This is a genomic window from Roseateles sp. GW821-FHT09G03 (assembly GCF_059416045.1).
The window spans coordinates 753,624-778,212 of the sequence record NZ_JBWKOK010000001.1; the positions used below are offsets into that span (position 1 = coordinate 753,624).

General features: G+C 69.6%; 24 protein-coding genes. 20 read left to right on the forward strand and 4 right to left on the reverse strand.

All coding sequences use genetic code 11. From position 1 onward, the window contains the following. Nucleotides 1-24: 24 nt before the first annotated feature. Nucleotides 25-267 (reverse strand): hypothetical protein, encoded by a 243-nt coding sequence (locus tag AC07OZ_RS03370; RefSeq protein WP_495465738.1) that lies wholly within the window; start codon nt 265-267, stop codon nt 25-27. 175 nt (nt 268-442) lie between these two features. Between AC07OZ_RS03370 and AC07OZ_RS03375 the strand changes: the two genes are divergently transcribed. After that, nucleotides 443-895, forward strand: coding sequence for a hypothetical protein (locus tag AC07OZ_RS03375; RefSeq protein ID WP_495465739.1), 453 nt, complete (start codon nt 443-445; stop codon nt 893-895). Between the two features lie 31 nt (nt 896-926). Here AC07OZ_RS03375 and AC07OZ_RS03380 read toward each other — a convergent pair whose 3' ends face one another. Next, a complete protein-coding gene (locus tag AC07OZ_RS03380) occupies nt 927-1,883 on the reverse strand; it encodes a LysR family transcriptional regulator (RefSeq protein WP_495465740.1) in 957 nt (318 codons plus the stop codon). 123 nt (nt 1,884-2,006) lie between these two features. Between AC07OZ_RS03380 and AC07OZ_RS03385 the strand changes: the two genes are divergently transcribed. The 13 genes from AC07OZ_RS03385 (at nt 2,007) to AC07OZ_RS03445 (ending at nt 18,027) form a co-directional block, all read left to right on the forward strand. After that, on the forward strand, nt 2,007-3,080 hold the full coding sequence (locus tag AC07OZ_RS03385) for a tartrate dehydrogenase (RefSeq protein ID WP_495465741.1): 1,074 nt from the start codon (nt 2,007-2,009) through the stop codon (nt 3,078-3,080). 65 nt (nt 3,081-3,145) lie between these two features. Continuing rightward, nucleotides 3,146-4,150 carry a Bug family tripartite tricarboxylate transporter substrate binding protein gene (locus AC07OZ_RS03390; protein WP_495465742.1) on the forward strand — a complete coding sequence of 335 codons (1,005 nt, stop codon included), beginning with the start codon at nt 3,146-3,148 and terminating at the stop codon, nt 4,148-4,150. Nucleotides 4,151-4,232: 82 nt separating this feature from the next. Further along, nucleotides 4,233-4,703 (forward strand): type III secretion system chaperone, encoded by a 471-nt coding sequence (locus tag AC07OZ_RS03395; RefSeq protein WP_495465743.1) that lies wholly within the window; start codon nt 4,233-4,235, stop codon nt 4,701-4,703. Then, nucleotides 4,700-5,782, forward strand: coding sequence for a Tle-like phospholipase domain-containing protein (locus tag AC07OZ_RS03400; protein ID WP_495465744.1), 1,083 nt, complete (start codon nt 4,700-4,702; stop codon nt 5,780-5,782). The genes AC07OZ_RS03395 and AC07OZ_RS03400 overlap by 4 nt, the downstream gene beginning before the upstream one ends. A gap of 53 nt (nt 5,783-5,835) precedes the next feature. Continuing rightward, complete coding sequence (locus AC07OZ_RS03405; RefSeq protein ID WP_495465745.1) at nt 5,836-6,624, forward strand: DeoR/GlpR family DNA-binding transcription regulator; 789 nt, start codon at nt 5,836-5,838, stop codon at nt 6,622-6,624. Beyond that, nucleotides 6,621-7,301 (forward strand): hypothetical protein, encoded by a 681-nt coding sequence (locus tag AC07OZ_RS03410; RefSeq protein WP_495465746.1) that lies wholly within the window; start codon nt 6,621-6,623, stop codon nt 7,299-7,301. The genes AC07OZ_RS03405 and AC07OZ_RS03410 overlap by 4 nt, the downstream gene beginning before the upstream one ends. Nucleotides 7,302-7,413: 112 nt before the next feature. Then, nucleotides 7,414-8,403: a LacI family DNA-binding transcriptional regulator gene (locus tag AC07OZ_RS03415; protein ID WP_495465747.1), complete on the forward strand. Its 990-nt coding sequence runs from the start codon at nt 7,414-7,416 to the stop codon at nt 8,401-8,403. A 16-nt stretch (nt 8,404-8,419) separates the two neighbouring features. Further along, nucleotides 8,420-9,715 carry an AGE family epimerase/isomerase gene (locus tag AC07OZ_RS03420; RefSeq protein WP_495465748.1) on the forward strand — a complete coding sequence of 432 codons (1,296 nt, stop codon included), beginning with the start codon at nt 8,420-8,422 and terminating at the stop codon, nt 9,713-9,715. Nucleotides 9,716-9,767: 52 nt separating this feature from the next. Then, nucleotides 9,768-10,694, forward strand: a complete 927-nt coding sequence (locus AC07OZ_RS03425) for a carbohydrate kinase family protein (RefSeq protein ID WP_495465749.1) — start codon at nt 9,768-9,770, stop codon at nt 10,692-10,694. A gap of 181 nt (nt 10,695-10,875) precedes the next feature. Next, nucleotides 10,876-12,096 carry an ABC transporter substrate-binding protein gene (locus AC07OZ_RS03430; RefSeq protein WP_495466481.1) on the forward strand — a complete coding sequence of 407 codons (1,221 nt, stop codon included), beginning with the start codon at nt 10,876-10,878 and terminating at the stop codon, nt 12,094-12,096. 266 nt (nt 12,097-12,362) lie between these two features. After that, a complete protein-coding gene (locus AC07OZ_RS03435; protein ID WP_495465750.1) occupies nt 12,363-13,262 on the forward strand; it encodes an SET domain-containing protein in 900 nt (299 codons plus the stop codon). A 396-nt stretch (nt 13,263-13,658) separates the two neighbouring features. Beyond that, a complete protein-coding gene (locus AC07OZ_RS03440) occupies nt 13,659-16,229 on the forward strand; it encodes an ATP-binding protein (protein ID WP_495465751.1) in 2,571 nt (856 codons plus the stop codon). A 208-nt stretch (nt 16,230-16,437) separates the two neighbouring features. Next, on the forward strand, nt 16,438-18,027 hold the full coding sequence (locus AC07OZ_RS03445; RefSeq protein WP_495465752.1) for a hypothetical protein: 1,590 nt from the start codon (nt 16,438-16,440) through the stop codon (nt 18,025-18,027). 84 nt (nt 18,028-18,111) lie between these two features. Here AC07OZ_RS03445 and AC07OZ_RS03450 read toward each other — a convergent pair whose 3' ends face one another. Both AC07OZ_RS03450 and AC07OZ_RS03455 read right to left on the reverse strand, forming a co-directional pair. Then, on the reverse strand, nt 18,112-18,810 hold the full coding sequence (locus AC07OZ_RS03450) for a winged helix-turn-helix domain-containing protein (RefSeq protein WP_495465753.1): 699 nt from the start codon (nt 18,808-18,810) through the stop codon (nt 18,112-18,114). 94 nt (nt 18,811-18,904) lie between these two features. After that, nucleotides 18,905-19,717 carry a lytic transglycosylase domain-containing protein gene (locus AC07OZ_RS03455; protein WP_495465754.1) on the reverse strand — a complete coding sequence of 271 codons (813 nt, stop codon included), beginning with the start codon at nt 19,715-19,717 and terminating at the stop codon, nt 18,905-18,907. Between the two features lie 199 nt (nt 19,718-19,916). Here AC07OZ_RS03455 and AC07OZ_RS03460 point away from each other — a divergent pair, with 199 nt between their 5' ends. The 6 genes from AC07OZ_RS03460 (at nt 19,917) to AC07OZ_RS03485 (ending at nt 24,556) form a co-directional block, all read left to right on the forward strand. Next, nucleotides 19,917-20,108: a hypothetical protein gene (locus AC07OZ_RS03460; RefSeq protein ID WP_495465755.1), complete on the forward strand. Its 192-nt coding sequence runs from the start codon at nt 19,917-19,919 to the stop codon at nt 20,106-20,108. A 29-nt stretch (nt 20,109-20,137) separates the two neighbouring features. Beyond that, the gene (gene sctC / locus AC07OZ_RS03465) at nt 20,138-22,282 is read left to right on the forward strand and encodes a type III secretion system outer membrane ring subunit SctC (protein ID WP_495465756.1); all 2,145 of its coding nucleotides are present in this window, start codon (nt 20,138-20,140) and stop codon (nt 22,280-22,282) included. Between the two features lie 59 nt (nt 22,283-22,341). Then, on the forward strand, nt 22,342-23,409 hold the full coding sequence (locus AC07OZ_RS03470; protein ID WP_495465757.1) for a hypothetical protein: 1,068 nt from the start codon (nt 22,342-22,344) through the stop codon (nt 23,407-23,409). Beyond that, a complete protein-coding gene (locus AC07OZ_RS03475; RefSeq protein ID WP_297524110.1) occupies nt 23,409-23,672 on the forward strand; it encodes a hypothetical protein in 264 nt (87 codons plus the stop codon). The genes AC07OZ_RS03470 and AC07OZ_RS03475 overlap by 1 nt, the downstream gene beginning before the upstream one ends. Before the next feature lie 73 nt (nt 23,673-23,745). Continuing rightward, on the forward strand, nt 23,746-24,171 hold the full coding sequence (locus AC07OZ_RS03480) for a hypothetical protein (protein WP_495465758.1): 426 nt from the start codon (nt 23,746-23,748) through the stop codon (nt 24,169-24,171). Nucleotides 24,172-24,355: 184 nt separating this feature from the next. Beyond that, nucleotides 24,356-24,556: a hypothetical protein gene (locus tag AC07OZ_RS03485; protein ID WP_495050899.1), complete on the forward strand. Its 201-nt coding sequence runs from the start codon at nt 24,356-24,358 to the stop codon at nt 24,554-24,556. The last annotated feature ends 33 nt before the right edge of the window (nt 24,557-24,589 follow it).

Genomic DNA, 24,589 nt, shown 5'->3' on the forward strand with positions numbered 1-24,589 from the left:
TCATGGCGAGCACCTCCCTGACGCTCAGCGCGACTCGCGCCAGCCCAGCACGCGCGCGGGCAGGAACAGGATGGCCTTGAGCAGCGCGAAGACCGCCTCGACGCTCAATCCGATCAGACGGAACGGCAGCGTCAGCAGCCAGACGACGGGCCACATCACCAGTGCCAGCAGGGCCAGCGGCCAGCACAGCACGAACAGGACCAACCAGAACAGCAGGCCGACGAAGCCCATGACGCACTCCTTGTTGAGGCCGTGATCGGTCGACACGGCATGCCGTCACGTTAGGGCGCCCGACGGTCGATGGCTTCAGCCTTGCGACGGACCGGGCGACCGGACTCCCAGGATGCCGAGGCGTCCGATGCACGGGCGTTGCCACTCCCCCGCCGACCCTCGTCCTTCCCACCTTCGGGTGAGTGCTGCAGCCGGAATTTGACGAGCCTCAATGAGTCTTCAGATCGACCTCAGACCGATGGGGGAAGAGGAGCATTTTCGATTCTGGAGCCCTTCAGCGGTGGCAGAGTTGCTCTCCATGGCGGGCAGGTGCCTGCTGGTGATCGAGGAACAGACAATGCACATGAATCCCTATGAGAACGGCGCGGCAGAGCGCGTCGTCAGGACTGATCCCGAGCTGCTGGCACGCGTGCAGTCGATCGAGACCTTGCTGCCGACGCTGGCCACACGCGCAGAGATGCTGGAGGCCATCGGTGGCGTGCGCGTCGAGATACAGGCGCTGCGAGGAGACATGAAGGAAGGACTGGGCGAGATGCGCGTCGAAATGCATCGATCCGTCATGAGTACGATCAAGTGGTCGATCAGCATCTCGCTCAGTTGCGTCGGGCTTGCGACAACCTTGATGACGGCAGTCATGCCCCTCGTCGTGAGTCACCTGCACTGACGATCGCCGACCCGGCGCGTTGCCTTGACGCTCAGCGGACTCCAGGAGGTTCTGACTTGCTTAACGCCTTGGCCAGATGCTCGACGAACTGCCTCACCCGCGCGGTGCCTTGAACCCGCTGCGGGTAGACCGCATAGATGTCCGCATCCGGCGTTTCCCAGTCAGGCAAGACCTGGACCAGCCGTCCGCTCGCAAGGTAGCGAGCGATGTCCCATTCCGCGCGCATCAGGATCCCGTGACCGTCGAGCGCCCAGTTCACCGCGATCTCGCCGTCGTTGGTCGTCAACGCGCCGCGGGTCTTCACCGCTTCGGTGACCGTCTTGCGGCCGCGCTTCGAAGACAGCCGCCACAGGCCATACGCTTCCTCGCCCTGGCGGATGCCGATGCAGTCGTGCCGCACCAGTTCCGCCGGCGTCTTCGGCGTGCCGTGCGCGCTCAAGTAGGCGGGTGAGGCGCACAGCAGGCGCCGGTTCGCCGCGATGCGTCGCGCGATGATCCGCGCATCCGGTGGCGGGCCGAAGCGGATGCAGACGTCGAAGGCGTCCTCGCTCAACGGCGGCGGATTGACCGACAGCTGCAGTTGCACCTGCAGCTTCGGATGCTGCCGCACGAAGCCGGAGATCAGCGGCGCGATGTGCGTCCGCCCGAAACCCAGCGTCGCGTTCACGCGCAGCAGCCCGCTCGCCGTGCCGCCGCTCGCGCTCATCACCTCCTGCAGATCGTCGATGGACGCGAGGATCCGCCGCGCGTGTTCCAGGTAGAGCTCGCCTTCCTGTGTCAGGCTCATCCGCCGCGTGGTCCGGCTCAGCAGCGCCGTGCCCAGCCGGCTCTCCATCTGCGTCAGGTGCTTGCTGACCGCCGCCGTCGTGATGCCGAGCTCGCGCGCCGCGGCGCTCAGGCTGCCGGCGCTGCACAACGCCGAGAAGAAGCCCAGGTCGGCCGGCGCGATCGCCGCCACATTGGTCGCCGTCTTGGTCTTTGAAGCCATGGGCATGCTCTTCGGATTATTGAATCCAGGTTGAAGACGGATTGACTTTAGCCGCGATCCGAAGGGCAGGGCGCTCCTAGAGTCGGGCCAGGATTTTTCGACATCATCAGGAGACGGAACCCCATGAAGACCTATCGCATCGCCACCATCCCCGGTGACGGCATCGGCAAGGAAGTGATCCCCGCGGGCCGCGAGGTCCTCGAGGCGCTGGCCGCGACGACCGACCGCTTCCGCTTCGAGTTCGAGAACTTCGGCTGGGGTGGCGACTGGTACCGCGCGCACGGCGAGATGATGCCGGCCGACGGTCTCGACGCGCTGCGCGACAAGGACGCCATCCTGTTCGGCTCCGCGGGCGATCCCGACATCCCCGACCACATCACGCTGTGGGGCCTGCGGCTGAAGATCTGCCAGGGCTTCGACCAGTACGCCAACGTGCGCCCGACGCGCGTGCTGCCCGGCATCGACGCGCCGCTCAAGCGCTGCGGGCCCAAGGACCTCGACTGGGTCATCGTGCGCGAGAACTCGGAGGGGGAGTACGCCGGCGTCGGCGGCCGCGTCCACCAGGGCCACCCGATCGAGGCGGCCACCGATGTGTCCATCATGACCCGCACCGGCGTCGAGCGGATCATGCGCTACGCGTTCAAGCTCGCGCAGTCGCGGCCCCGCAAGCTGCTGACGGTGATCACCAAGAGCAATGCGCAGCGCCATGCGATGGTGATGTGGGACGAGATCGCCGCGCAGGTCGCGAAGGACTTCCCCGACGTCACCTGGGGGAAGGAACTCGTCGACGCCGCGACGGCCCGCATGGTCAACAAGCCGGCGACGCTGGACACCATCGTCGCGACCAACCTGCACGCGGACATCCTCAGCGACCTGGCCGCCGCGCTCGCCGGCAGCCTGGGCATCGCGCCGACCGGCAACATCGATCCGGAACGCCGTTATCCGTCGATGTTCGAGCCCATCCACGGCTCGGCCTTCGACATCATGGGGAAGGGCCTGGCGAATCCCGTCGGCACCTTCTGGTCCGTGGTGATGCTGCTGGAGCACCTGGGCGAGCACGACGCCGCCGCGCGTTTGATGCGCGCAATCGAAGCCGTGACGGCGAACCCTTCGCTGCATACCGGCGATCTCGGCGGCAATGCGAAGACGACCGACGTCACCGCCGCCGTCGTTGCCGCCCTGCGCCAACCCGGCTGACGTTCCGGTCCCGCGCAGTACCACCCTTCGAATGGCCGTCAGAGCCGTCGACCAGGAGACAAACCATGACCCATGCCCCGACCTCTTTCCGCCGCCGGTTGCTGCTCGCAGCCTCGACGATCGCCGCGGTCACCGGTGCGCTCAGCATCGCATCACCGGCGCTCGCTCAACCCTGGCCCGCCAAGCCCATCACCCTGATCGTCCCGTTCCCCGCCGGCGGCACCACCGACGTGCTGGCGCGCGCGCTGGCCGAGAAGCTCCAGCAGAGCCTGGGCCAGCCGGTGATCGTCGAGAGCAAGCCCGGCGCCGGCGCGACGCTCGGCGCGGACTACGTCGCCAAGGCCAAGCCCGACGGCTACACGCTGCTGATCGGCGCGGTCCACCACACCATCGCGAGCAGCGTCTACAAGAAGCTGCCCTACGACTTCCAGAAGGACTTCGTGCCGATCACCAGCATCGCGCTGGTGCCCAATGTGCTCGTCGTCAACGCGAGCGCGACCTCGGCGAAGACGGTGCAGGAGCTGATCGCGCAACTGAAGGCCAAGCCCGGCGAATGGACCTACGGCTCCAACGGCAACGGCACCGCGCAGCACCTGATCGGCACGCAGTTCCAGAACCTGACCGGCACGACGATGCTGCACGTGCCCTACAAGGGCAGCGGGCCGCTGGCGACGGACCTGCTGGGCGGGCAGATCCAGATGTCCTTCGACACGGTCACGCCGGTGCTGCCGCACATCAAGGCGGGCAAGCTGCGTGCGCTCGCGGTGACGACGGCGAGGCGCTCCAGCGCGCTGCCGGACGTCCCCACGCTCGACGAGGCCGGCCTGAAGGGCTTCGACATCGGCACCTGGTTCGGCGTGCTCGCGCCGGCGGCCACGCCCAAGGACATCGTCGCGAAGCTGAACACCGAGATGGTCAAGGTGCTGCAGGCGCCCGAGTTCCGCAAGCGCATGGAGGAGATCGGTGCCGAGACCACCGGCGGCAGCAGCGAGCAACTGGCGTCGCAGATCCGCAATGAAACCGGAAAGTTCGCGAAGCTGGTGAAGGAGGCGAACGTGCAGATTGAATGAGTTCGCAGGGTGGCTGTCTGCGGCTACCGAACACTTTTGTTCGTTGGTCGACTGAGGCAGTCTTCCATCCTGCGAACTCACCATGACAGACCCATCAGAGGCTGCCGCGCGCTTTGCGCGGCTGCTTGCCGCCTTGTCGCGACGCACCTCGACGCCTCTCGAAGCCAGCGACGGCCTGCTGGTGCTGATCGACGACAACGACATCGTCCAGCTCGTCGTGGAGTTGTCGGGCGACGGGGGCGGCGTGATGCTGATCGCCCGGGTGATGCCCATCCCGCTGGAGGATCCGGCGGGGACACTCGCATTGCGCCTGTTGCGCTACAACGCGGACCGGGAGGCGCTGGAGGGCGCCGTGATCGCGGCGGATGGCCTGCGACGCCAGTTCGTGTTGATCCGGAGACAGGATGTCGACCAGGAACCGGAAGCGTTCGCGGATGCCGTCGAGGCCCTGCTGACCCTCGCCGCGGCCGTGCGGTCGGAGGCCCCGGGCGACCGTCTTCCCGCGAAGGGCGCCCTCGCGTCGCTGCTGCGCGCGCAGGGGAGGGCCCGATGAGGATCCACGTCTCGTTGAGCCCGCTCCCTGGCGATACCACGCCAGAGGTGAAAGCGCGCGCCATGCCCGCGCATCGGCAGCCATCGACCGGGTCGGGTCGGCCGCTGGAAGGGCTGCGCCAGGCGGATCCCTCAGGGCAGCTTGCCCCCAGCGGCGCCATCCGCCACGCCTTCCCGAAGGTCTCGGCGGCCCCGCTCAGCTCGCTCGCGCAGGCGCCGAAGATGCGAGCCGAGTACTACGGGAAATGCGAGATGCCTCGGGACGCCCAGGCGCTGGCTCGACTTCGCTGCAACGCTCAACTGGCGAGTTTCCCCTACAAGCGGGACCCGGAGAGTTTGCCGGGTGGTTGGACACCACACCAGGAACTGGCCGACCGCTTGCGCTATGGAATGGGCCTGAGCCTGTCCGGCGTTGAACGGGGCGACGGGTCGATCATCGATCGAGACACCGGACTGACCGTCGTCCTGCTCCAGAACCAGCAGACGAATGAGCTGGTGCTGGCGTTTGGCGGCACCAGCTCTGGCAAGAAGGTGAAGGGGGCGTTGGCCGAACGATCGGAACCGAAGGGCAACTTCATGTCGACGATGACGCAGTGGGGCGCCAACATCCACGCCGGCCTCGGCATCACACCGAAAAGCTATGAGCAAGGCGCCGCCTTGCTGACGGCCGTGCAGAAGGACCCCGCGCTCGCCGGATACACCGTGCGCGCGGTGGGGCACTCCAAGGGCGGCGGCGAGGCGATGTATGCCTCGCTGAAGGCACCGGCGCCGGTGCCGGTGACGGCGTTCTGTCCAGCCCATCTGAGCGATAACTTGATCGGACAGATCCCGCGAGAGAACCTCCGGCGCGCGATGGACCTGATCGAGACATTCTCTCCCCGCGGCGATCCCGTGGCGGGTCTGCGCGGCAAATTGCCGGGGGTATCCGGCGTGGGCGTCGGGCACCATTTCGAAGGCATCCCCGGGAGCAGCGCGACCAGCCTGCACAGCCAGTTTCGCAAGCACGTGCTGCACTACTGCGACGAGACCGGTCAGCGAGCAGATCCGGGTCGGACGGGAATCGGGGTGACCGTGCAATAACGTGCATTAGTGTGCATTAGCGTGCACAATCGCGTCTCGCTTCCAGGGACGCCATGTCGCTCGCCGATCTTCCTCACGCCCGCCGCCACGTCATCGCGGACCGGCTCTCCGCCGGCCACGCGGTGGTCGCGGCCGATCTGGCCGCTGAATTCAAACTGTCCGAGGACGCCATCCGGCGCGACCTCCGCGCGCTCGCCGCGGACGGCCTGTGCCGTCGCGTCTACGGCGGCGCGGTGCCGGTGGCCGCCAATGACCGTCCGCTCGCCGCCAGGATGAAGGAGTCACCGGTCCGCAAGTCCGCGTTGGCGCGGACCGGCGCGGCCACCGTCCAGCCGGGCGAGCTGGTGTTCCTCGACACCGGCAGCACCAACCTCGCGCTGGTCGAGTTCCTGCCGGAGGACGCCGATGTCACGGTCGCCACCAACGCGGTCGACGTCGCCGCCGCCGTGCTGCGGCGGCAGGACCTGCGCCTGCTGATGATCGGCGGCGAGGTCGACCCGCACCTCGGCGGCTGCGTGGACGCGGCCGCGGTGGAGCAGCTCTCGCGCCTGCGCATAGCCCGCGGTTTCGTGGGCGTGTGCGCGCTGTCGATGAGCGACGGCATCCTCACCACGCATTTCCGCGAGGCCGCCTTCAAGCGCACCCTGATCGAGCGCAGCCGCCACGCCGTCGGACTGATCACGAGCGACAAGCTGCAAGCCTCCGCCGCCCACCGCGTCGCGGGCCTCGAGGCGCTGCACACCATCGTCATCGAGCGCGACGTCGGCGCGAGCGTCCTGAAGGCGCTGCGCAAGGGCGGGGCCGAGGTGCTCACTGTCCCGCCTGTCGATCGGGCGGGATGAGCGCCTTGGACGACGGCTGGTCCTTCCTGGAGCCCGCCACGGATCGGCCCGAGGCGCGCCTGGCCGTGCGCCTGGCCTGCATCGTGGCCGGCTGCGGGATCGCCTGCGTCGCGGCATTGATGCCGAGCCTGGCGCTTCGGATCGGACTCGACCCCTGGGACCTGGTCATGGCCGCGCTCGCGCTGCTGGCGGGCGCATGGATCGGCGCCCGGACCGGCACCCGCAGTCGTGCGAGGTCGCGTGTCGGGATGGACACCATGAGGGGTGACAGGGCGGATCACCGGAAGACCGGGCCAGCGCAACCCTGGCTCGGCACGCGCAGGCTCGTGCTGATCGGCGGCCTGGGCTCGGCCTCGATGTTGCCCGTGCTCGCGCTGGCGGGATCGGCGGTGCCGCTGGCCGTTTCCCTGTTCGCCTTCGGCCTCGGCGCCGGTGCGCTGGATGTCGCCCTGCGGGCCACGGCCGGCGAGGTCGCGCGGTCGACCCCGCCACCGCGGAGGTCCGGACTCCGCGTGCTCTACGGCATCGCGGGCGCGGGCGGCGCGCTCGTGACGACGCTGCTGCTGTCCGTCGGCTTCGAGCCGCCGCTGGCGGCCGCGCTGGTCGCCGCGCCCATGGCGATCGCCATCGTGGTGGCCTGGCCCTATGTGCTGGAGGCGCCGGCGCGGGAGCGCTGAACAACGGATTCGAGGACATGGCGGACGTGTTTAGCGAGGCGGCCTAAACACTTGGGAAACTCGCGGGACTTTGTTGACCCCCGACAGGGGCACTTCAAGAATCGTCCCACCCATGAGCAGCACCACCATCCGCGATATCGCCAAGGCGTCCGGCCTGTCCATCGGCACCGTCTCGCGCGGCTTGCGCAACCAGTCCGGCCTGTCGCAGGAGACCCGCCAGGTGGTCCGCGACACCGCCCTGCGCCTGGGCTACGACTTCACGCAGCTGCGCAAGAACAGGATCCGGCGCATCGGCTTCCTGCTGCACAGCCAGCACAACACGCTCGCGTCGAGCCCGTTCTTCTCCGCGGTGCTGCACGGTGCCGAGCAGGTCTGCCGGCGGGAAGGGCTCTCGCTGTCCTTCATCGTCGCGGGTCCGGGCCAGCCGATCGTGGAGCAGACCCGCGGCCATCAGCTCGACGCCTTCCTGTGCGTCGGCTACTTCGAGCCGGAAGTCCTCGACACCCTCAAGCGCAGCGGCAAGCCGACGGTGCTCGTGGACATGCATCGCCGCGGGATGACCTCGGTCAATCCGGACCACCAGCACGGCAGCTTTCTCGCGACCAGCCATCTGCTGCGCAGCGGGCGGCGGACGATCGCGCTGATCTCCGGGTCGCCGGCGCACTACAGCCTGGAGCAGCGCGCCCGCGGCTACCGGCGGGCGCTGTTCGAGGCCCAGGTGCAAGCCGATCCCGACCTCGAGGTCATCGCGCCGCAGCTCGGCGACGGCGAAGCCGGCGTGATCGAGGCGGTGCGCGTGCTGCTCGACCGCCGCAAACGGCCCGACGCGATCGTCTGCTTCAACGACAGCGCGGCGCTGGTCGCCATGCGGCAATGCCTGAATGCCGGCCTGCGCATCCCCGAGGACATCGCCGTCGTCGGCTTCGACGACATCGGCGGGGCCTCCGTCGCCCATCCGCCGCTCAGCACGGTCCGCGTCGACAAGGAGTCGCTCGGCGCCAAGGGCGTGGAGCTGCTGCTCGGCACGGCGGCGGACGAGCCTCAGGAACTGACCTTGCCGGTCGCGCTGATCGTGCGCGACAGCACCAGCAGCAACGACTGACCCCATCACCCACCGCATGACCGACACGACAACTCCCGTGACACCCGCGACACCCTTGACCAGCGACCTGCCCGATTTCCGTTCCCGCGACGTGCTGCTGGCCCATGCGCGGCACACGATGGACTTCTACCACCCGCGCTGCATCGATCCGAGCGGCGGCTTCTTCCACTTCTTCAAGGACGACGGCACCGTTTACGACGCGCATCAGCGGCATCTGGTCAGCAGCACGCGCTACGTGTTCACGTACGCGATGGCCTACCGGCGCTTTGGCGACGCGAACTACCTGGACGGCGTGCGGCACGGCGTGCGTTTCCTGCGCGAGGCGCACTACGACGACGCGCTGCGTGGCTATGCGTGGTTGCTCGACTGGCGCGACGGCAAGGCCGAGGTGCTCGACGGGACGCGCCACGCCTACGGCCTGGCCTTCGTGCTGCTGGCCTATGCGCATGCGGCGATGGCCGGCGTGGAGGAGGCCCGGCCGTGGATCGCCGAGACTTTCGCGTTGATGGAGGAACGCTTCTGGGACGAGGCCGCCGGGCTCTACGCCGACGAGGCAAGTCCGCAGTGGAACGTGCTGTCGCCGTACCGCGGCCAGAACGCCAACATGCATGCCTGCGAGGCGCTGCTGGCCGCCTTCGACGCCACGGGCGAGCGGCGCTACCTCGCGCGCGCCGCGCTGCTGGCGCAGCACATCACCCGCCGCCAGGCCGAACGCTGCGGCGGCCTGGTCTGGGAACACTACGACACGCACTGGCAGCCGGACTGGCTGTACAACCGCGACGACCCGGCCAATCTCTTCCGCCCCTGGGGCTACCAGCCGGGCCACTTCACCGAGTGGACCAAGCTGCTGCTGCAGCTCGAGGCGCGCGGTGAACACCTCGACCAGGACCTCGCCTGGGTGCTGCCGACGGCGACCAAGCTGTTCCTCGTGGCCGTACGGCGCGGCTGGGATGCCGATCATGGCGGGCTCTGCTACTCGCTGGCGCCGGACCTGAGCGTCTGCGATCCGGACAAGTATTTCTGGGTGCAGGCCGAGAGCGCCGCCGCCGCGGCCCGCCTGGCCGCGCGCACCGGCGACGAGGTCTACTGGGACTGGTACCAGCGCCTGTGGGCCTACAGCTGGACGCACTTCGTCGATCACGCGCACGGCGCGTGGTACCGCCTCCTCGACGGCCAGAACCGCAAGTACAGCGACGAGAAGAGCCCGGCGGGCAAGGTCGATTACCACACGATGGGCGCGTGCTACGACATCGTCGACGTGCTGGACGGCGTCGGCATGCGGGGTGCGGATCAAGGAGCCCGTGATGCGTGATGCGGTGTCGCGAGCGGCCCTGGACCCGATGTCCGGCCCGATGCCAGGCCCGATGTCCGATGCCCCCGAGCTCTTGTGCCTCGGCGAGGCGCTGACCGACATGCTGCAGCAGGCGCCCGATCAATGGATCAGCCGCGTCGGCGGGTCGACCTGGAACGTGGCGCGCGCGCTGGCGGCACTGGGCGGGCGAACGGCCTTCGTCGGCGCGGTGAGCCGCGACCTGTTCGGCGATGAACTGGTGCGGGCCAGCGAGGCGGTCGGCCTGGATACGCGGCTGTTGCAGCAGGTTGATCGCGCGCCGCTGCTGGCGATCGTCGAGCAGGGCGAGCCGCCGCGTTACTTCTTCGTCGGCGGCGACAGCGCCGACCTGCACTTCGATGCCGACGCGTTGCCGTCGGGCTGGGACGCCCAGGCGCGCCGCGCGCACTTTGGCGGCATCAGCCTGGCGCGCGAGCCGCTGGCCTCCCGGCTAGTCGCGCTGGCCGAGCGCCTGAAGGGGCAGGGCGTGGCCATCAGCTACGACCCCAACTTCCGCAACCTGATGGCGCACGGGTACGAGCCCACGCTGCGCCGCATGTGCGCGCTGGCCGATGTGATCAAAGTGTCCGACGACGACCTGCGGGGCCTGTTCCCGGACCTCGCGCTCGACGACGCGATGACACGGCTGCGCACGTTCAATCCGGAGGCGCTCTACCTGCTGACGCGCGGCGGCGGCGTGGCCTACCTGTCTCGCGGCGACGCGGCCTGCATGGCCCGCGCGCCAGCGGTCACCGTGGCCGATACCGTTGGCGCCGGCGATGCGGCCGTCGCAGGGCTGCTGCACAGCCTGCACCGGCACCCTGAGCGGCCCTTGCGCGCGCATCTGCATGCGGCGCTGGCAGCCGGTTCCGCCGCCTGCCTGCAACGCGGCGCGACCCCTCCGGAAGCGGGCGCCGTCTCGCGCCTGTTCGAGCAACTTCAAGCAGAAGGGGTGGCCTGACCTTCCGTCACCGCCAATCCACCTGTCGATCAACCCGTCGATCAACGACACCCACTCCGACCCCGGAGACAAGAAAGAGGAGACAACGATGAAGACATCGATCAAGAAGACCACAACGACCTCTGCGGCCACCACGACGAGCACGCCGTGGACGCGTCGCGCCCTGGTGGCCACGGCCGCGATGGCGACGCTGGCGAGCATGGCCGGACCGGCGCGCGCCGGCGACCTCGAGGTGCTGCACTGGTGGACCAGCGGCGGCGAGGCGAAAGCCATCTCCGGCCTGAAGGACCAGTTGCAGGCCAAGGGCCACAAGTGGAAGGACTTCGCCGTGGCTGGCGGCGCCGGCGACGCGGCGATGACGGTGCTGAAGTCGCGTGCCATCTCGGGCAACGCGCCGACGGCCGCGCAGATCAAGGGCCCGCTGCTGCAGGACTGGGCGGCTGAAGGCATGCTGGCCAACATCGATGACGTCGCCAAGGCCGATCACTGGGACGAGCTGCTGCTGCCGGTGATCAGCAACATCGTCAAGTACAAGGGCCACTACATCGCGGTGCCGGTCAACGTGCACCGCGTCAACTGGCTGTGGATCAACCCCGAGGTGATGCGCAAGGCTGGCGTCAAGCCGCCGACGACCTGGGACGAGTTCTTCGTCGCGGCGGACGCGCTGAAGAAGGCCGGCGTCACGCCGCTGGCGCACGGCGGTCAGTCGTGGCAGGACTTCACCACCTTCGAGACCGTGGTGCTGGGCACCGGCGGGCCGGAGTTCTACCGCAAGGCGCTGATCCAGCTCGACCCCGCGAGCCTGAAGAGCCCGACGATGGAGAAGTCGCTGACGACCTTCCGCCGGTTGAAGGCCTACACCGACCGCAACGCGCCGGGCCGCGACTGGAACCTCGCGACCGCGATGGTCATGAAGGGCGAGGCGGCCATGCAGATCATGGGCGACTGGGCCAAGGGCGAGTTCCTCGCGGCCGGCAAGACGGCGGGCAAGGACTTCCTGTGCGTGCCCGCGCCGGGCACGGCCAAGTCCTATACCTTCAACGTCGATTCGTTCGCGATGTTCAAGGTCAAGGGCGACGCCAACCAGCAAGCCCAGCGCGACATGGCCTCGGCCATCCTGTCGCCGGCGGTGCAGGAATCCTTCAACCTGGAGAAGGGCTCGATCCCGGTGCGCAAGGGCGTCAGCCTCGCCAAGTACGACGACTGCGCCAAGGCCTCGGCCGCGGACTTCGCCGAAGCAGGGAAGGCCAATACGCTGCTGCCGTCCATCGCGCACGGGATGGCGGTCCGGCCCGCGGCAGAAGGCGCGATCAAGGACGTCGTCAGCCAGTTCTGGAACAGCGAGTCGACCACGCCGGCGCAGGCGATGGACCGGCTCGTCTCCGCGGCGAAGACGCAGTGATGTTGCGCTGAGCGGGAGCCCGCGACTTCGGGTGGCCAGGCGCGGGCACTCCACGACGCAGGGGGCATCCCTCCGGGAACCCCCAGCATCATTCCGGCCCCACAGGATCTCGCTGTCTTCGGGCCTGGGGAGTGCGGGAGGACTGCGGGCCTTGGGAGTGCGGGATTCGGGCGGGAGACCTTCGGGGGCGAGGCGTTGGCTTCGCTTTCGGAGCGGCGTCTGGTGGATGGAAGACGAGACTCGTCGCTCCATCCTCCGGAGGCTCCATGGACGAGGTGCTCATCGATACGGCCCGGTCGCACGACCGCGTGGACGTGGACCACTGGCTGTGGGACGGCTATCGACGCATCGAGACGATGCCCGATCCGGCACAACGCCGTCGCGCGCACATGACCCACGTGCTGGACTGCCAGCATCGCGTGCTCGCGCTGATGCCGCAGGACGACGAGACCTTGCCGACCGGCGAGCGTGCCCGTCAGCTCTCGCTGATGTCCTACGGCACCGAGCGCTGGCTCGCGCTGCTCGCGCAGGTCCGGCTGCAGCATCGCGAACGCGTCGCGCGACGCGAGTACGCGGCCGAACACGCCGGTGATCCGCCGTTCCGCGATGCCGATCACGGCGTCGTCCACATCACCGACGTGCTCGAGCGCGCGGAGGCATTCGCCGACGTCGAGCCCTACACCGATGCGCGCGTGAGTCGACGCACGCGCGCCCTGCAGGCGCTGCGGCTGCTGGAGCCTCGTCGCATCGAGGCGGCGGATCTGCGCTCGCCAGGCGAGGTCGCGCTCATCGGCCAGCGCGGGCTCTTCGCGCGCCACGACATTCCGGCCGGCACCTGCCTGGGCGTCTACGGCGGCCAGTTGCTCGACGAGGTCGATCTCTTCCTGCTCGACGACGATCGCTATCTGATGTCGGCGTCCGACCCCATCGGCAGCGTGGCCGTCAACGGCGAGAACCTGCTGTCGTTGATGAACACCTTGTTTCTCTTCGACGCGGAGGGCCGGATCCTCGGCCATCCACCCGCCGGCTACAACGTGCGCGGCGAGTCCTTCCACGTGCGGCTGCGTCATGGCTGGACCGCGCGCATCCACGCGTTCCGCGCGTCGGAAGACATTCCGGCGGGCCGTGAGTTGCGCTGGAACTACGACCTCGGCGGTGCGCGCTGACATGACCAAAGTTGCACCACGTGCGCGCACGCGGTCGCGTGGATGCCCCATGAACACGCAGATCGCGGCCGTTCTGCGCGTCAGCGCTCTGACATCCTCCTGACAGCTGTGCGGGAATCCGCACGTCTTTCCGGACCACGATCGTCATGCCGCCGACATGTGCGCGACAGTCAACGCTGTCAAGGCCTGACCCCTTTCGGGAACGTCCCAAGTTCCCTGGACGTCGTCATGACGCACCCTTAAACTCGCGCCCACTTTCGTGATCCCTTCCTCGCAGAACGCGAGGATTCCAGGGGTGCGATGGCGTACGGCGTGCAGGGTCCTGCCGTCGGTGACAGCCATGAAGGGCAAGCTGAAGTGACGAGTCGTTTTCGCTTCGAAGGGTTCGTGCTTGACATGGCCTCGCGCGTCCTCCTGTCGGAGGGCGTGCCCGTGCCGCTCAGCGGCCGGCAGCTCGATCTGCTCGGCGTGCTGGTCGCGCATCGCGGCGCGATCGTGTCCAAGAACGAATTGTTGAATCGCGTCTGGCCCGGTCAGGCCGTGGAAGAGAACAACGCGGCGGTGCACGTGTCCGCGTTGCGTCGCGCGTTGGGACGCGAGTCCATCGCCACGGTGGCCGGGCAGGGGTATCGGTTCGCGCTGCCGGTGCGGCAGGACGAGGACACGCCCGTCGACTCGACCGACCGGCCGGTCGAAGCGTCATCCCCCATCGTCCGTCCGCGCGCGTTGCCGTCGGCCCCTGTGGCGATGCATGGCCGCGGCGCCGATCTGCAGGCGCTGCTGAGCCGCCTGGTGCGGCATCGGCTGGTGACCGTGGTGGGCGCGCCCGGTGTCGGCAAGTCGACGCTCGCGCTGGCCTGCGCGCATGAACGCCGGCAGGCGGCCCGCGACGGCGCGGTGTGGGTGGATCTGCTGAACGGCGACGATCCGTCCGATCCGTTGCCGGCCGTGGCGGCCGCGCTCGGACTGGATCCGGGCACCGATCTGCAGACGCTGCTGGCGCTGTTGCGGCCGATGTCGCTGCTGCTGGTGCTGGACAACGCGGAGATCGCCGGCGCGCGCGCGGCGACCTTCTGCCACGCGGTGCTCGAGAACACCGAGGACGTGGCGCTGATGGTGACCAGCCGCAAGGTGCTGCGCGTGCCGGGCGAGCGCGTGCTGCGCACGCCGCCGCTGTCGGTGCCGCCGCCCGGCGCGGGCGTGGACGAGTCGCTGATGCACGGCAGCGTGGCGCTGTTCGTCGATCAGGTGCGGGCGCAGGGGCAGCCTTTCGCCCTGGGCATGCACAACGTGGCCCAGGTGACGGCGCTGTGCCGTCGGCTGGACGGCATTCCGCTGGCGCTGCAGTTGGCGGCGGGCAGGCTGGCGATGTTCGGCATCGATCAGTTGTGCGAGCGGCTGAGCGACCGCTACCGGTTGCTGACGCGCGGCACGCAGGCGGGGCCGCGCCGCCATCAGTCGCTGCGCGCCTGCATGGACGCGAGCCTCGCGCTGCTCGACGACATCGAGCAGTTGGTGCTGCGACGACTGGAACCGTTCGAGGGCGGCTTCACGCTGGAGATGGCGACGGCCGCGCTGTCGGACCGGCAGCTCGATGCCTGGACCGTGGCGGAGGCGCTCGAGGGACTCGTGGATCATTCGCTGGTCCAGGTCGACGCGGAGGATCGTCCTCGTTACCGGCTCTTCGACGGCATCCGCGCCTACGGGCTGCTGTTGCTGGAGGAGACCGGGGAGGTCGACATCGCGCGCCGCCAGCATGCGCGGGCGATGAGCCAGCTGTTCGATCGCGCGGAGCGGGCGTTGCAGATGATGCCGGACGCGCGCTGGATTGCGGAGTTCTCGCCCGAGCTCGGCAACGTGCGCGCCGCGCTCGACTGGTGCCTGGAACACGAGGCGGTGAGGGGACTGGGATTGCTCGCGCATTCGCGCTCGCTGTTCGAGCTGCTGTCGCTCGCGCCGGAGACGGCCTGGCGGCATGCCGCCTACGAGGCCGAGCTGCCGAATGAGTTGCCGCCGGCGGTGCTGGCGCGCTACTGCATCGATCACGCGGGCCTGCTCGCGCCGCATGACCCGAAGCGCGCGGCGATCTGGTACCGGCGCGGTGTCACCGTGTCGCGCACGGCGGAGGATCCGGCGCTGCGTTATCTGGCGCTGTGCCGGCAGGTGGTCGAGGACCGCGAGTTGAGCCAGGCCGCGATGCGCTACGCGATGGGCGAGCTGGTCGCGCTCGCGGGACGTTGCGAGGGCGCGCATGCGGCGCGTCTGAAGCTGTGGGGACTGGCGGCGCGGGCGCATGTGTGGCGCGTCGAGGGTCAGGCGGCGGAGGCGGACGAGGCGATGTGCGCGTCGCTGCAGCTGGCGCAGGAGATCGGCGCGTCGCGGTGGGTGCTGGACGACCTGCATCGGCTGATGAGCCTGCAGGTCGACCATGGCGAGCCGCTGCGATCCGCGGCGCTGGTGCGTCAATGGGAGGACGGCGCCAGCCGTGCGAGCGGCATCAACACCGCGAACGGCGAGTTCCTGCAGCGCGTGCTGGGTTGCCTGGCGGCGGTGCTGCTGGCCGAAGGGCGTGCGGAGGCGGCGCGCGACGTGCTGACCGGCATCGTGTCCCCGAAGGCGTCGCGCGGGACGGGGCGCGAGCCTTACCGTGACGGCCAGGGCGAAAGCCCGGGTGACAGCCAGAGCGAGGCCTTCGATCGTCTGCTGCCGGTCTTCGCCTGGCTGGCGTTCGAGGAGGGACGCGATCAGGACGCGGCGCGATTGACGGGGTATGCGGGTCAGGCGTATTCGCCGATCCGCGCGGATCCCCTGCCGCCGTGGGGCCGCCTGGTGCAGCGGATGCGCACGCGGCTGGACGGCTTCTCGATGGCGCGCCTGCAGGACGAAGGCAACCGCTGGGATGAGCCGCGCGCAATGGTCGCTGCGCTGGCACGGATGGCGGGCGTCGCGGCTTCTTTCCGCGGCTGAGGCGGACCGGAGCGACCGGGGCACGCGCGCCGCGGCGCGGAGGGGCTACAGGGGCTACAGGGGCGATCACACTGAGGCACTGAGGGGCGAAGCGGCTCGCGCCCGCGCGAAGTGTTCGCGCGGGGACCATGCCCGCACCGGCCCGGGCGTCACGGTTGGGTCATGCGGGCTGTCGAGAGTGGCAGCTGCTCATTGCAGGACCGCTCCCATGACGATCACCACGCCGCCCGCCGGCTTGCCCGCCTTGTCGACCAACGCCGGCGGCATCGAACTCGATCGGCTTCAACACGTGCCGACACCGACGTCGCCGGCCTCGCCTGGATCGCCAGCGTCGTCGCGAAGTGGTGCGACACCGCCTCGCCGGCTGTCGTCCGAGCTCGGCGGTCTGACCGCACGCCGGAACTCCGACCCCGGTCCTTCGCGCAACGGGGACGCGGGGTTCGCGCCGCGGCAGTCGCTCGAGCAGCTGCGGCGTCCGGCGCGACCCGGCGGTGAGACCACGCCGCCGTTGCCGTTGCCGTTGACCTTGACGCGCACCTCGTCGACGACCTCCGCGACCTCCACGGCCTCTTCCGCGTCAACGGCGTCCACCGCCTCGGGCGCGTCCTCGCAGGCGGGCGTCGTCGACCTCGAGGCTCAACATCCCACGCACGACGCGCCGGCGGACACGCATGCGCCCGCGCATGCTGGCGCCCACGGTCATGCGCCGCGCGAGGCCGGCGCGGCCTCGTTCTTCCTGATGCAGAACGTCCGGCACGCGTTGCCGGTGGCTGGCGTGCGGACGGTGGTGCAGGGCGTCATCGCGCCCGAGCTCGCGCGGGCGGTCGTCTCGCATCCGGACGCCGCGCTGGCGGCGCAGACCGCGCTCACGGCCTATTCGCTGGGGCGCCGCATCGTGTCCCAGATCCACAGCGAGAGCAGCGCGCAGGTCGCCAACCAGGCGTTCGCCGGGGACGTGGGACAGCAGAACAACAGCGTGCCGCGCCGCATCTGGCAGGGCATCCAGTCGGCGGGCATCGCCGGCGGCGACTTCGCCGCGCTGGCGCTGACGATCGCCTCGCGCAGCAATCCCGCGCTGTCGGGCGTGGCGCAGGCCGCGGCGGCCATCCAGGTGATCGCGCATCTGCAGGCGCAGTTCCGCGAGGCGCTCCGCCCCGCGATCAACACGGTGCACGTCGGCAACGGCGACCGCAACGTGCCGCAGCCGCCCGAGGGGCGCAACCTGCGTCCCGCCGACGTGACCTTGACGATGCGCGGCACCTTCGGCGCCGCCGCGGCGGTCATCGACATGGGCACGCAGCTGCTGATGCAGCGCACGCTCGGCGGCCAGCCCGCGTGGCAGGCCGCGCGCGGGCTGGCCATCGGCGCGGGCGCCATCGCGGGCGTGGGCAACATGCTGACGTCCTCGGTCGAGGATCACCTTGTCGACACCGCGTCCGCGCGGCGCATGCAGCAGACCGATCCGTCGCACGTCCGCCATCTCCACACGGACCTGCGCAACCCGTTCACCCGCAACGAGCTCGGCCGGCAGGCCGAACGCGCCGACGCGCGCGTCTTCAACACGATGGTGCCAGGGCTGATCGCGCTGGGCGTCGTGCAGGCGTTGCAGTCGACGCTGAGCCAGCCTGGCGTCAGCCCCGATCAGCGCCAGGCCACGCAGGCCGGCGTGCATGCGCTCGTCGCGGGCCTGGTGGGCGGCACGCTGCTCGCGCTGACCGTCGCGTCGTATCAGATGAACGACACGGTGCGCAGCCGCAATGCCGCGCAGCGGGCCGCGGCGCAACGCGCGCAGCCCTGACCGTTGATCGCGCCCTCTCCCGCTTGCGGGAGAGGGCAGGGGCGAGGGCCAGCGGCCGCAGCAGGACCGCAGCCTGCCTTTCTCTCACACGTCGAGGCGGTACCCGACCCCGTACACCGTCTGGATGCGCGGCACGGGGGTGCCGTCCATCGTGCGGGCCCGCGAGCGCGGGCCGCCCGGGTTCAGCTTGAGCCGCAGCTTGTAGACGTGCTGCTCCAGCGTGCGCTTCCCGATGTCGCTCGATCGACCCCAGATCTCGGTCGACAGCGTGTGCGTGCTGACCACGCGACCGAGGTTCTCGAACAGCGTCCAGGCCAGCGCGAATTCCCGCGCCGTGAGGCTCACTTCGCGCGCGCCGGTGGACAGGCTCTGTGTCGACGCATGCAGCGCATACGGCCCCGCGCGCAGCGACGTGGCGCGCACGCCGTCCGTGCGTGTCTGGATGCGCGCGCGCAGCCGATGGATCAGCGGGCCCGCACCGTCGGAGATCACGGCGTAGTCATCCGCGCCGCGTTGCAGCGCGCGCGAGATGCCCACCGAATCGCCCAGGCCGAGCACGACGATGGGCACGCTGCGTCCCGCGTGCAGGCGCACGGCGGTCAGCCAGCCGTCGATGTGGGTGTCGTGGTCTTCCAGCAGCACCGCGTCGGCGCCGGGCGCGCGCAACGCCGAGATCAGCGGACTCAGGTGCGTGTGGGGGGTGGGGTCGTAGCCGGCATCGCGCAGCGCAGCGGCCGCGAAGTGTTCCAGCGAGCGGGAAGGGCAGAGGGTGGCGACTTTCACGTGGACCTTGAAAACCGGATGACAACCGCACTGTCGCCAACGCCACCGTTTCATGTCCTTTACGGCACATTCATTTTCATTTATGCCCCCCTGTTCAGGGGGTGAAAGCGGTTTCAGGCACGCCAACCAACGTCGTGATCCGACGCACGTACTCCTCGGTTTCGGGGAAGGGCGGCACGCGCTGGCCGAAGCGCTCCACGGCCCCTTCGCCCGCGTTGTAGGCGGCCAGGATCAGGTCCATGCGGCCGTCGTAGCGGTCATGCAAGGCACGCAGGTGGCGCACGCCGATGTCCACGTTCACGCGCGGATCGAGCAGGTCGGCGCGCGTGTACACGCCGTAGCGCGCGGCGGTCGCCGGCATGAGCTGCATCAGCCCCATCGCGCCCTTGGGCGAGCGGGCGTCCGCGCGATAACGCGACTCCACGAAGATCAATGCCGACACCAGCGCCGGATTGAGCCGATGGCGATCGCTGGCGGCGCGCACGACCGAGGCCATCTCCGCCGGCATCGGCCGCGCGGCGTCGCGCAGGAAGGCGGTCAGGTCGGGCAGCGCGCCGCCGGTGACTGGCGCCCCTTGAATGAGTCGCGCGGCGAAGCCGACCCATGGCGGCGTGTCGTCCGACGCGCCCGGACGCAGCGGCGCGACGGCCACACGCACGAGGGTGCAGTCTTCCGCGAGGCCGGGATGGCGCTCGCGCGGGTCTTCGATGAGCAGCCGCGTGCTGCCGTCGATGAGCGTGCAGCGATAGCGCGTCACCTGGGCCGGACTTTCGTTCGCCGCGCTGAAGCTGGCAGCGCTGGCCACGCTGGTGGCGCCGATCGATTGCGCCAGCGCTCCTGCTGCCTGGACGACGAGGGTCGTCGCGGCGAGCGTGCGAAGGAAGGAAACGAACGAACGATCGTTCATGTGGCGCTCCATCGATGACTGCGAAGGGCGCGACGCTAGGGGGTGAATGGAGGGCGGGCGCCTCGCGACGCGAAGCGCGCGACGGTGGACCGAACCCACGAAGGGGCCTTCGCATCCGTCGCACCCGCTTCGCATGGCACCGATGCTGCCGGGCGCCGGGTCCCTATGTTCCGCTCCATCTCATCAACGGAGCCCCGCCATGACCACGCCCATCGCCGCCAACGCCCCGACCACGCCGGCTGCCGCCACGGGCCCCACCGACATGCAGCAGATGGAATCGATGATGGCGCAGCGAATGATGATGAGCATCCAGCAGGGTCAGCAGGCCATGAGCAAGTCCATGACCAAGGTGTCGGACCAGATCAAGGCCTCGATGCAGGACGACGAATAAGCCGAACCCGCATCCGCACCGTGATCCTCATGACCCGACGTCTTCGTTCTCCTGACCGCGTGTTGCGTGTGGCCCGCCTGCCGGTGGCGCTGATGCTCTGCGCGGCGGCGCCGCTCAGCTGGTCGGCGCGTGTCGGCGAGTCGCCCTCGCCGGCGACCGCATCGACGTCCGTGCCGACGTCGACGTCGGGCGCCAGTGCCGCTGCCGGATCCAGTGCGAGCCCCATCGCCGTGCCGCTCGCGGCGCTGCCCACCAAGACCTTGACGCAGGCGCAGACGACGTCGCCGGCCGTGCCGTCGTCGACACCGGCCACCGCGCCGCCCGCGAAGTCCCTCAAGTCGGATCGCATCGCGACGAAGAACGTCTCGCGCCAATGGCGCAGCCCGCGCTTCATCTACAAGGCCGAGGGCAAGCGCGTGAACGAGGTGCTGCTCGACTTCGCCGCGAGCCAGGGCCTGCCGGCCGTGCTCGCCGAAGGCATCGACGGCATGGTGCAGGCCAACTTCGACACCACGCCGGACAAGTTCCTCGACTCGATGAACCGGGCCTACGGTGTCATCTGGTACCACGACGGCACCGCGTTGTACTTCTACCCGGCGGGCGCCGTGCAGAGCCGGCTCTTCCGGCTCAAGGGCTTCCGCCGCGAGCAGGTCAGCGACCTGCTGGACTCGCTGCAGCTCGGCGACGCGCGTTTCCCGCTGCGCTTCAACGTGGCGGAAAGCACGCTGCTGGTCTACGGCCCGCCGCGTCACGTCGAACTGATCGCCGCGGCGATCGAGTCGCTCGACGTCGGCGCGATGGAACGCAACCGCAAGGCGGTGCGCGTGGTGCCGCTGCGCTTCGCTTCCGCCGGCGACCGCACCTTCGGCCAGACGCGCATCCGCGGCGTCGCCTCCGTGCTCACCTCGCTGTACGGTGGCGGCACCAGCGGCGCACAGGGCGACGAGGACACGCCGTCGATGGCCGAGGTCCATCCCGGCAAGCTGACCGCGCTGCAGGGCGTCATGGGCCGCGACACGCGGCTCGCCGAAATCATGGCGCGCAAGCCCAACCAGGTCACCGCGGGCCAGTCGGCCAAGTCGGGCGCCGGCGCGGCGTCGCAAGGCAGCGCCCGCGGCCTGCAGAGCCCGGTCGACGACGACGCGCCGCCGGTCTTCCAGGCCGACGAAGGCACCAACACCGTCATCATCCACGGCCGTCCGCAACGCATGGACGAATACGTCGAGCTGATCCGCCGCCTGGACGTGCAGCCGGTGCTGGTCGAGCTCGAGGCCACCATCATCGACGTCAGCAGCGACAGCATCGACTCGCTGGGCATCGACTGGAGCGTGCGCGGCAGCAAAGGCAGCTTCGGCGTCACGCAGCCGCCGGGCAGCAACAGCGCCGGCACTTTCACGCTGAGCACGCTGTGGTCCAACGCCGGCCGCGAGCTGATGGCGCGCATCGACGCCCTCAGCGCGCGCGGCAAGGCCCGCGTGATCGCCAAGCCCAAGGTGCTGGGCGTGGCCAACCGGCCCGCGGTGATGCGCGAGAAACGCGTCGTCACCGTCAAGGTCGCCGGCAACCTCGAGGCCAACCTCTTCCAGGTGGAGGCCGGCACGCTGCTGCAGGTCACGCCGCAGATCACGTCCGTGCCGGACAACGGCGGCGTGTCGCGCCGCATCAAGCTGTCGCTCTACATCGAGGACGGCAGCTTCGAGGACCAGCGCGTCGACAGCGTTCCCATCGTCAAGCGCACCGAGATCATGACCGAGGCCCACGTGGGCGAAGGCGAGAGCCTGCTCATCGGCGGCATCACCACGACCAGCCAGGCCTCGCAGCGCGACGAGGTGCCGGTGCTCGGCCGCGTGCCGCTGCTCGGCGGGCTGTTCCGCCACACCAGCCAGAGCGCGGGGCAGACCGAACGGCTGTTCCTGATCTCGCCCCGGATCATCCGCGAGCCGACGTTCCCGGCGGGGCCTTACGGCGCCGCGACCGCGGGCGCGATGGGCATGACGGCGGATGGCCGGCCGGTGCAATCGCCGCAATCGCCGTCGTCATCGGGGCCATCTTCGGGTCAGTCATCGGGTCAGTCCTCGGGTCTCTTGCCGGCACCGTCCTCGCCGGCACCCCCGACGGAGCCTCGCGCGCCGTCGGCTACGCCTGAATCCTTCCTGCAGGGCGGCGGCGGCTGAGCCGCGACGCCGTCCACAGGCCCTCACGAAGCGACAAAGAAGTTCGGGATTCGCAAACCATGAAGCAGCTTCGCATCCTCACAGGCTTGCATGCCGGGGTCCAGCTACGGTTGACCCGTCGGCAGTACCGCATCGCCAGCGATGAGGACGCCGATCTCCAGATCAGCGACTGGGCCCACGCCCCGCTGATCCTGACGTTCGAGGAAGAAGGCTCCGACGTGTCTCCCGTGCTCCACCTCATCGCCGACGACGGAACGCCCGCCAGGACGACGGCAGGAGCGCTGGGCCTGCTGGAGGACTTCCTGCCCCGGCGCTTCGGCGACATCGTGCTGTGCGCCGGTCCCGACGCTTCCCCCGATGCGGCCCCCTGGCCCAGCGACATGGCGCTGATGGACGCGCTGATGCGCCCCGTCGCGAAGATGAAGGCGACCGCCGCCGCCACCGCTGGCGTCTTGGCCGACGCGGCGCCGCGTGCGAAGACGGCGCTCGGCCTGAAGCTGAGCGCGCTGGTCGCCGCCGCCGCGATGATCGCGGCGCTTGCGTCGGTGCTGAGCACGCAGACCGCTGCCTCCACCACGCCGCCCGCCAGTCCGATGGAACAGGTGACGCAGGCGCTCCGGCAGGCGGGCGTCGACGGACTCACCGTGCGCCGCGTCGATCGGCGCCTCGTCGTCGAAGGACTGCTGCCCGGCAGCGCCGAGATGGCCCGCGCCCGCGCCGCGCTGCAACCCTTCGGCGAGGGTCAGCTCTTGCATCGCTACGCCTCCGCCAGCGACATCGTGCGCCAGATCGGCGACGCGCTGAACCGGCCCGGCGTGCGCGTCGTCCACCGCGGGCAGGGCGTCTTCGCCGTCGAAGGCCAGGCGGTCGATCCCGCGGACCTGCAGGACGAGGTCCGCCGCATCGCCGGCGACATCGGACCGCTGGTGCGTCGCATCGACATCGCCGTCGAGCAGACGCTGCCAACGGCGCGCGTGCGCGTCGGGTCGATGCTGGCCGGCGACGACGGCCTGCAGTACGTGCAGACGGCCGACGGCACCAAGCACCTTTCGCTCCGGACCCCCGTGGACGACGGCGCCGCCGCCGCCGGGGATCCGTCTTCTTCATCCCCCACCGGAGAACCGTGATGGACAACCCCTTGGAACAGACCGTGTTCGCGGATCTCGCGCACATCGAGAAGACCCTGACCGACGACCTCAGCGGTGAGCGCACCCGCGCGATGCTGAGCTACTTCGACCAGGTCGCGCAGAGCACCGAGGCCCACCTGCAGACGCCGCTGGCGGATGCCGAGCGCCAGCTGAGCTCGCAGCTGATCGAAGGCTTCCGCGCCTCGCAGCGCATCGTGCGGCACGTGTGGGAAACGATCCACACCGCGTCGCTGCCCGCCTGAGCGTCCGAGCGCCGGCCTTTCTTTCACGACCTTCGTCCCCGTGCCCGCACACCCGGCGCACAAGGAGCCTCCGATGTCCGCGTTGCCCATTGACGTCACCATCCCCGACGCCGCCGCCGTTGCCGCCACGTATCCGCTGGTCTACCGCAACCTGATGGCGGTGGGGCTGCTGGGCGCCGTGTACCGCGCCCGCGACGACGCCGCCACGGTCAGCGCCGCGGTGGAACTGACGATGGCGGACCCGTCGCCGTTCCGCATCTGCCGCGCCATCGCGCACAGCATCGGCGGCGACGCCGAGTACGCGTCGGCGACGCTGGTGCAGCACGTCGAGGACCACCCGCAGGACGAGGGCGCGAAGGTGGCGCTGGCCACGGCCTTCCTGCTGGCGCGCGACGCCCGCTGGAAGGGCGTGCTGGACGAGGTGCTGGCCACCAGCTCCGACCACAACGTGCGGCAGGCGGCGAACGGCGTGCTCGAGTACGCCGCGACCCTGCAGTGACATCCGCCGGCGGACGTCGATGGACGTCGATGGATCTGCATCGATTGATTTGCGTCGACCGGACCGCCTGACGCGGACCGGCCGATCCCCCCGACCCGATGGGACGACGGCGTCGTTCCACGGTCATCCGGTGCCTCGCGCACCTTCATTCCGGAAGTGATCTTCCGACCATCAGGAGAGAGCCATGAGTGTCAACAATACCAGCGCACAAGGTGCAGGTGCTTCCGCCGACATGCAGCAGATGATGGGCGAAATGCGCTCGCAGAACGCCGAACAGATGCGCAACAACCTGGAAATGGGCCGCATGAGCCAGCAGGCTTCCATGTCGGAAGCGCTGGGCAAGAAGTTCAAGGCTTCCGGCGACAGCGTCAAAGGCCTGGTCTGACGCCGCGGCGGCCGCGCCGGCCCGTTCCGGGTC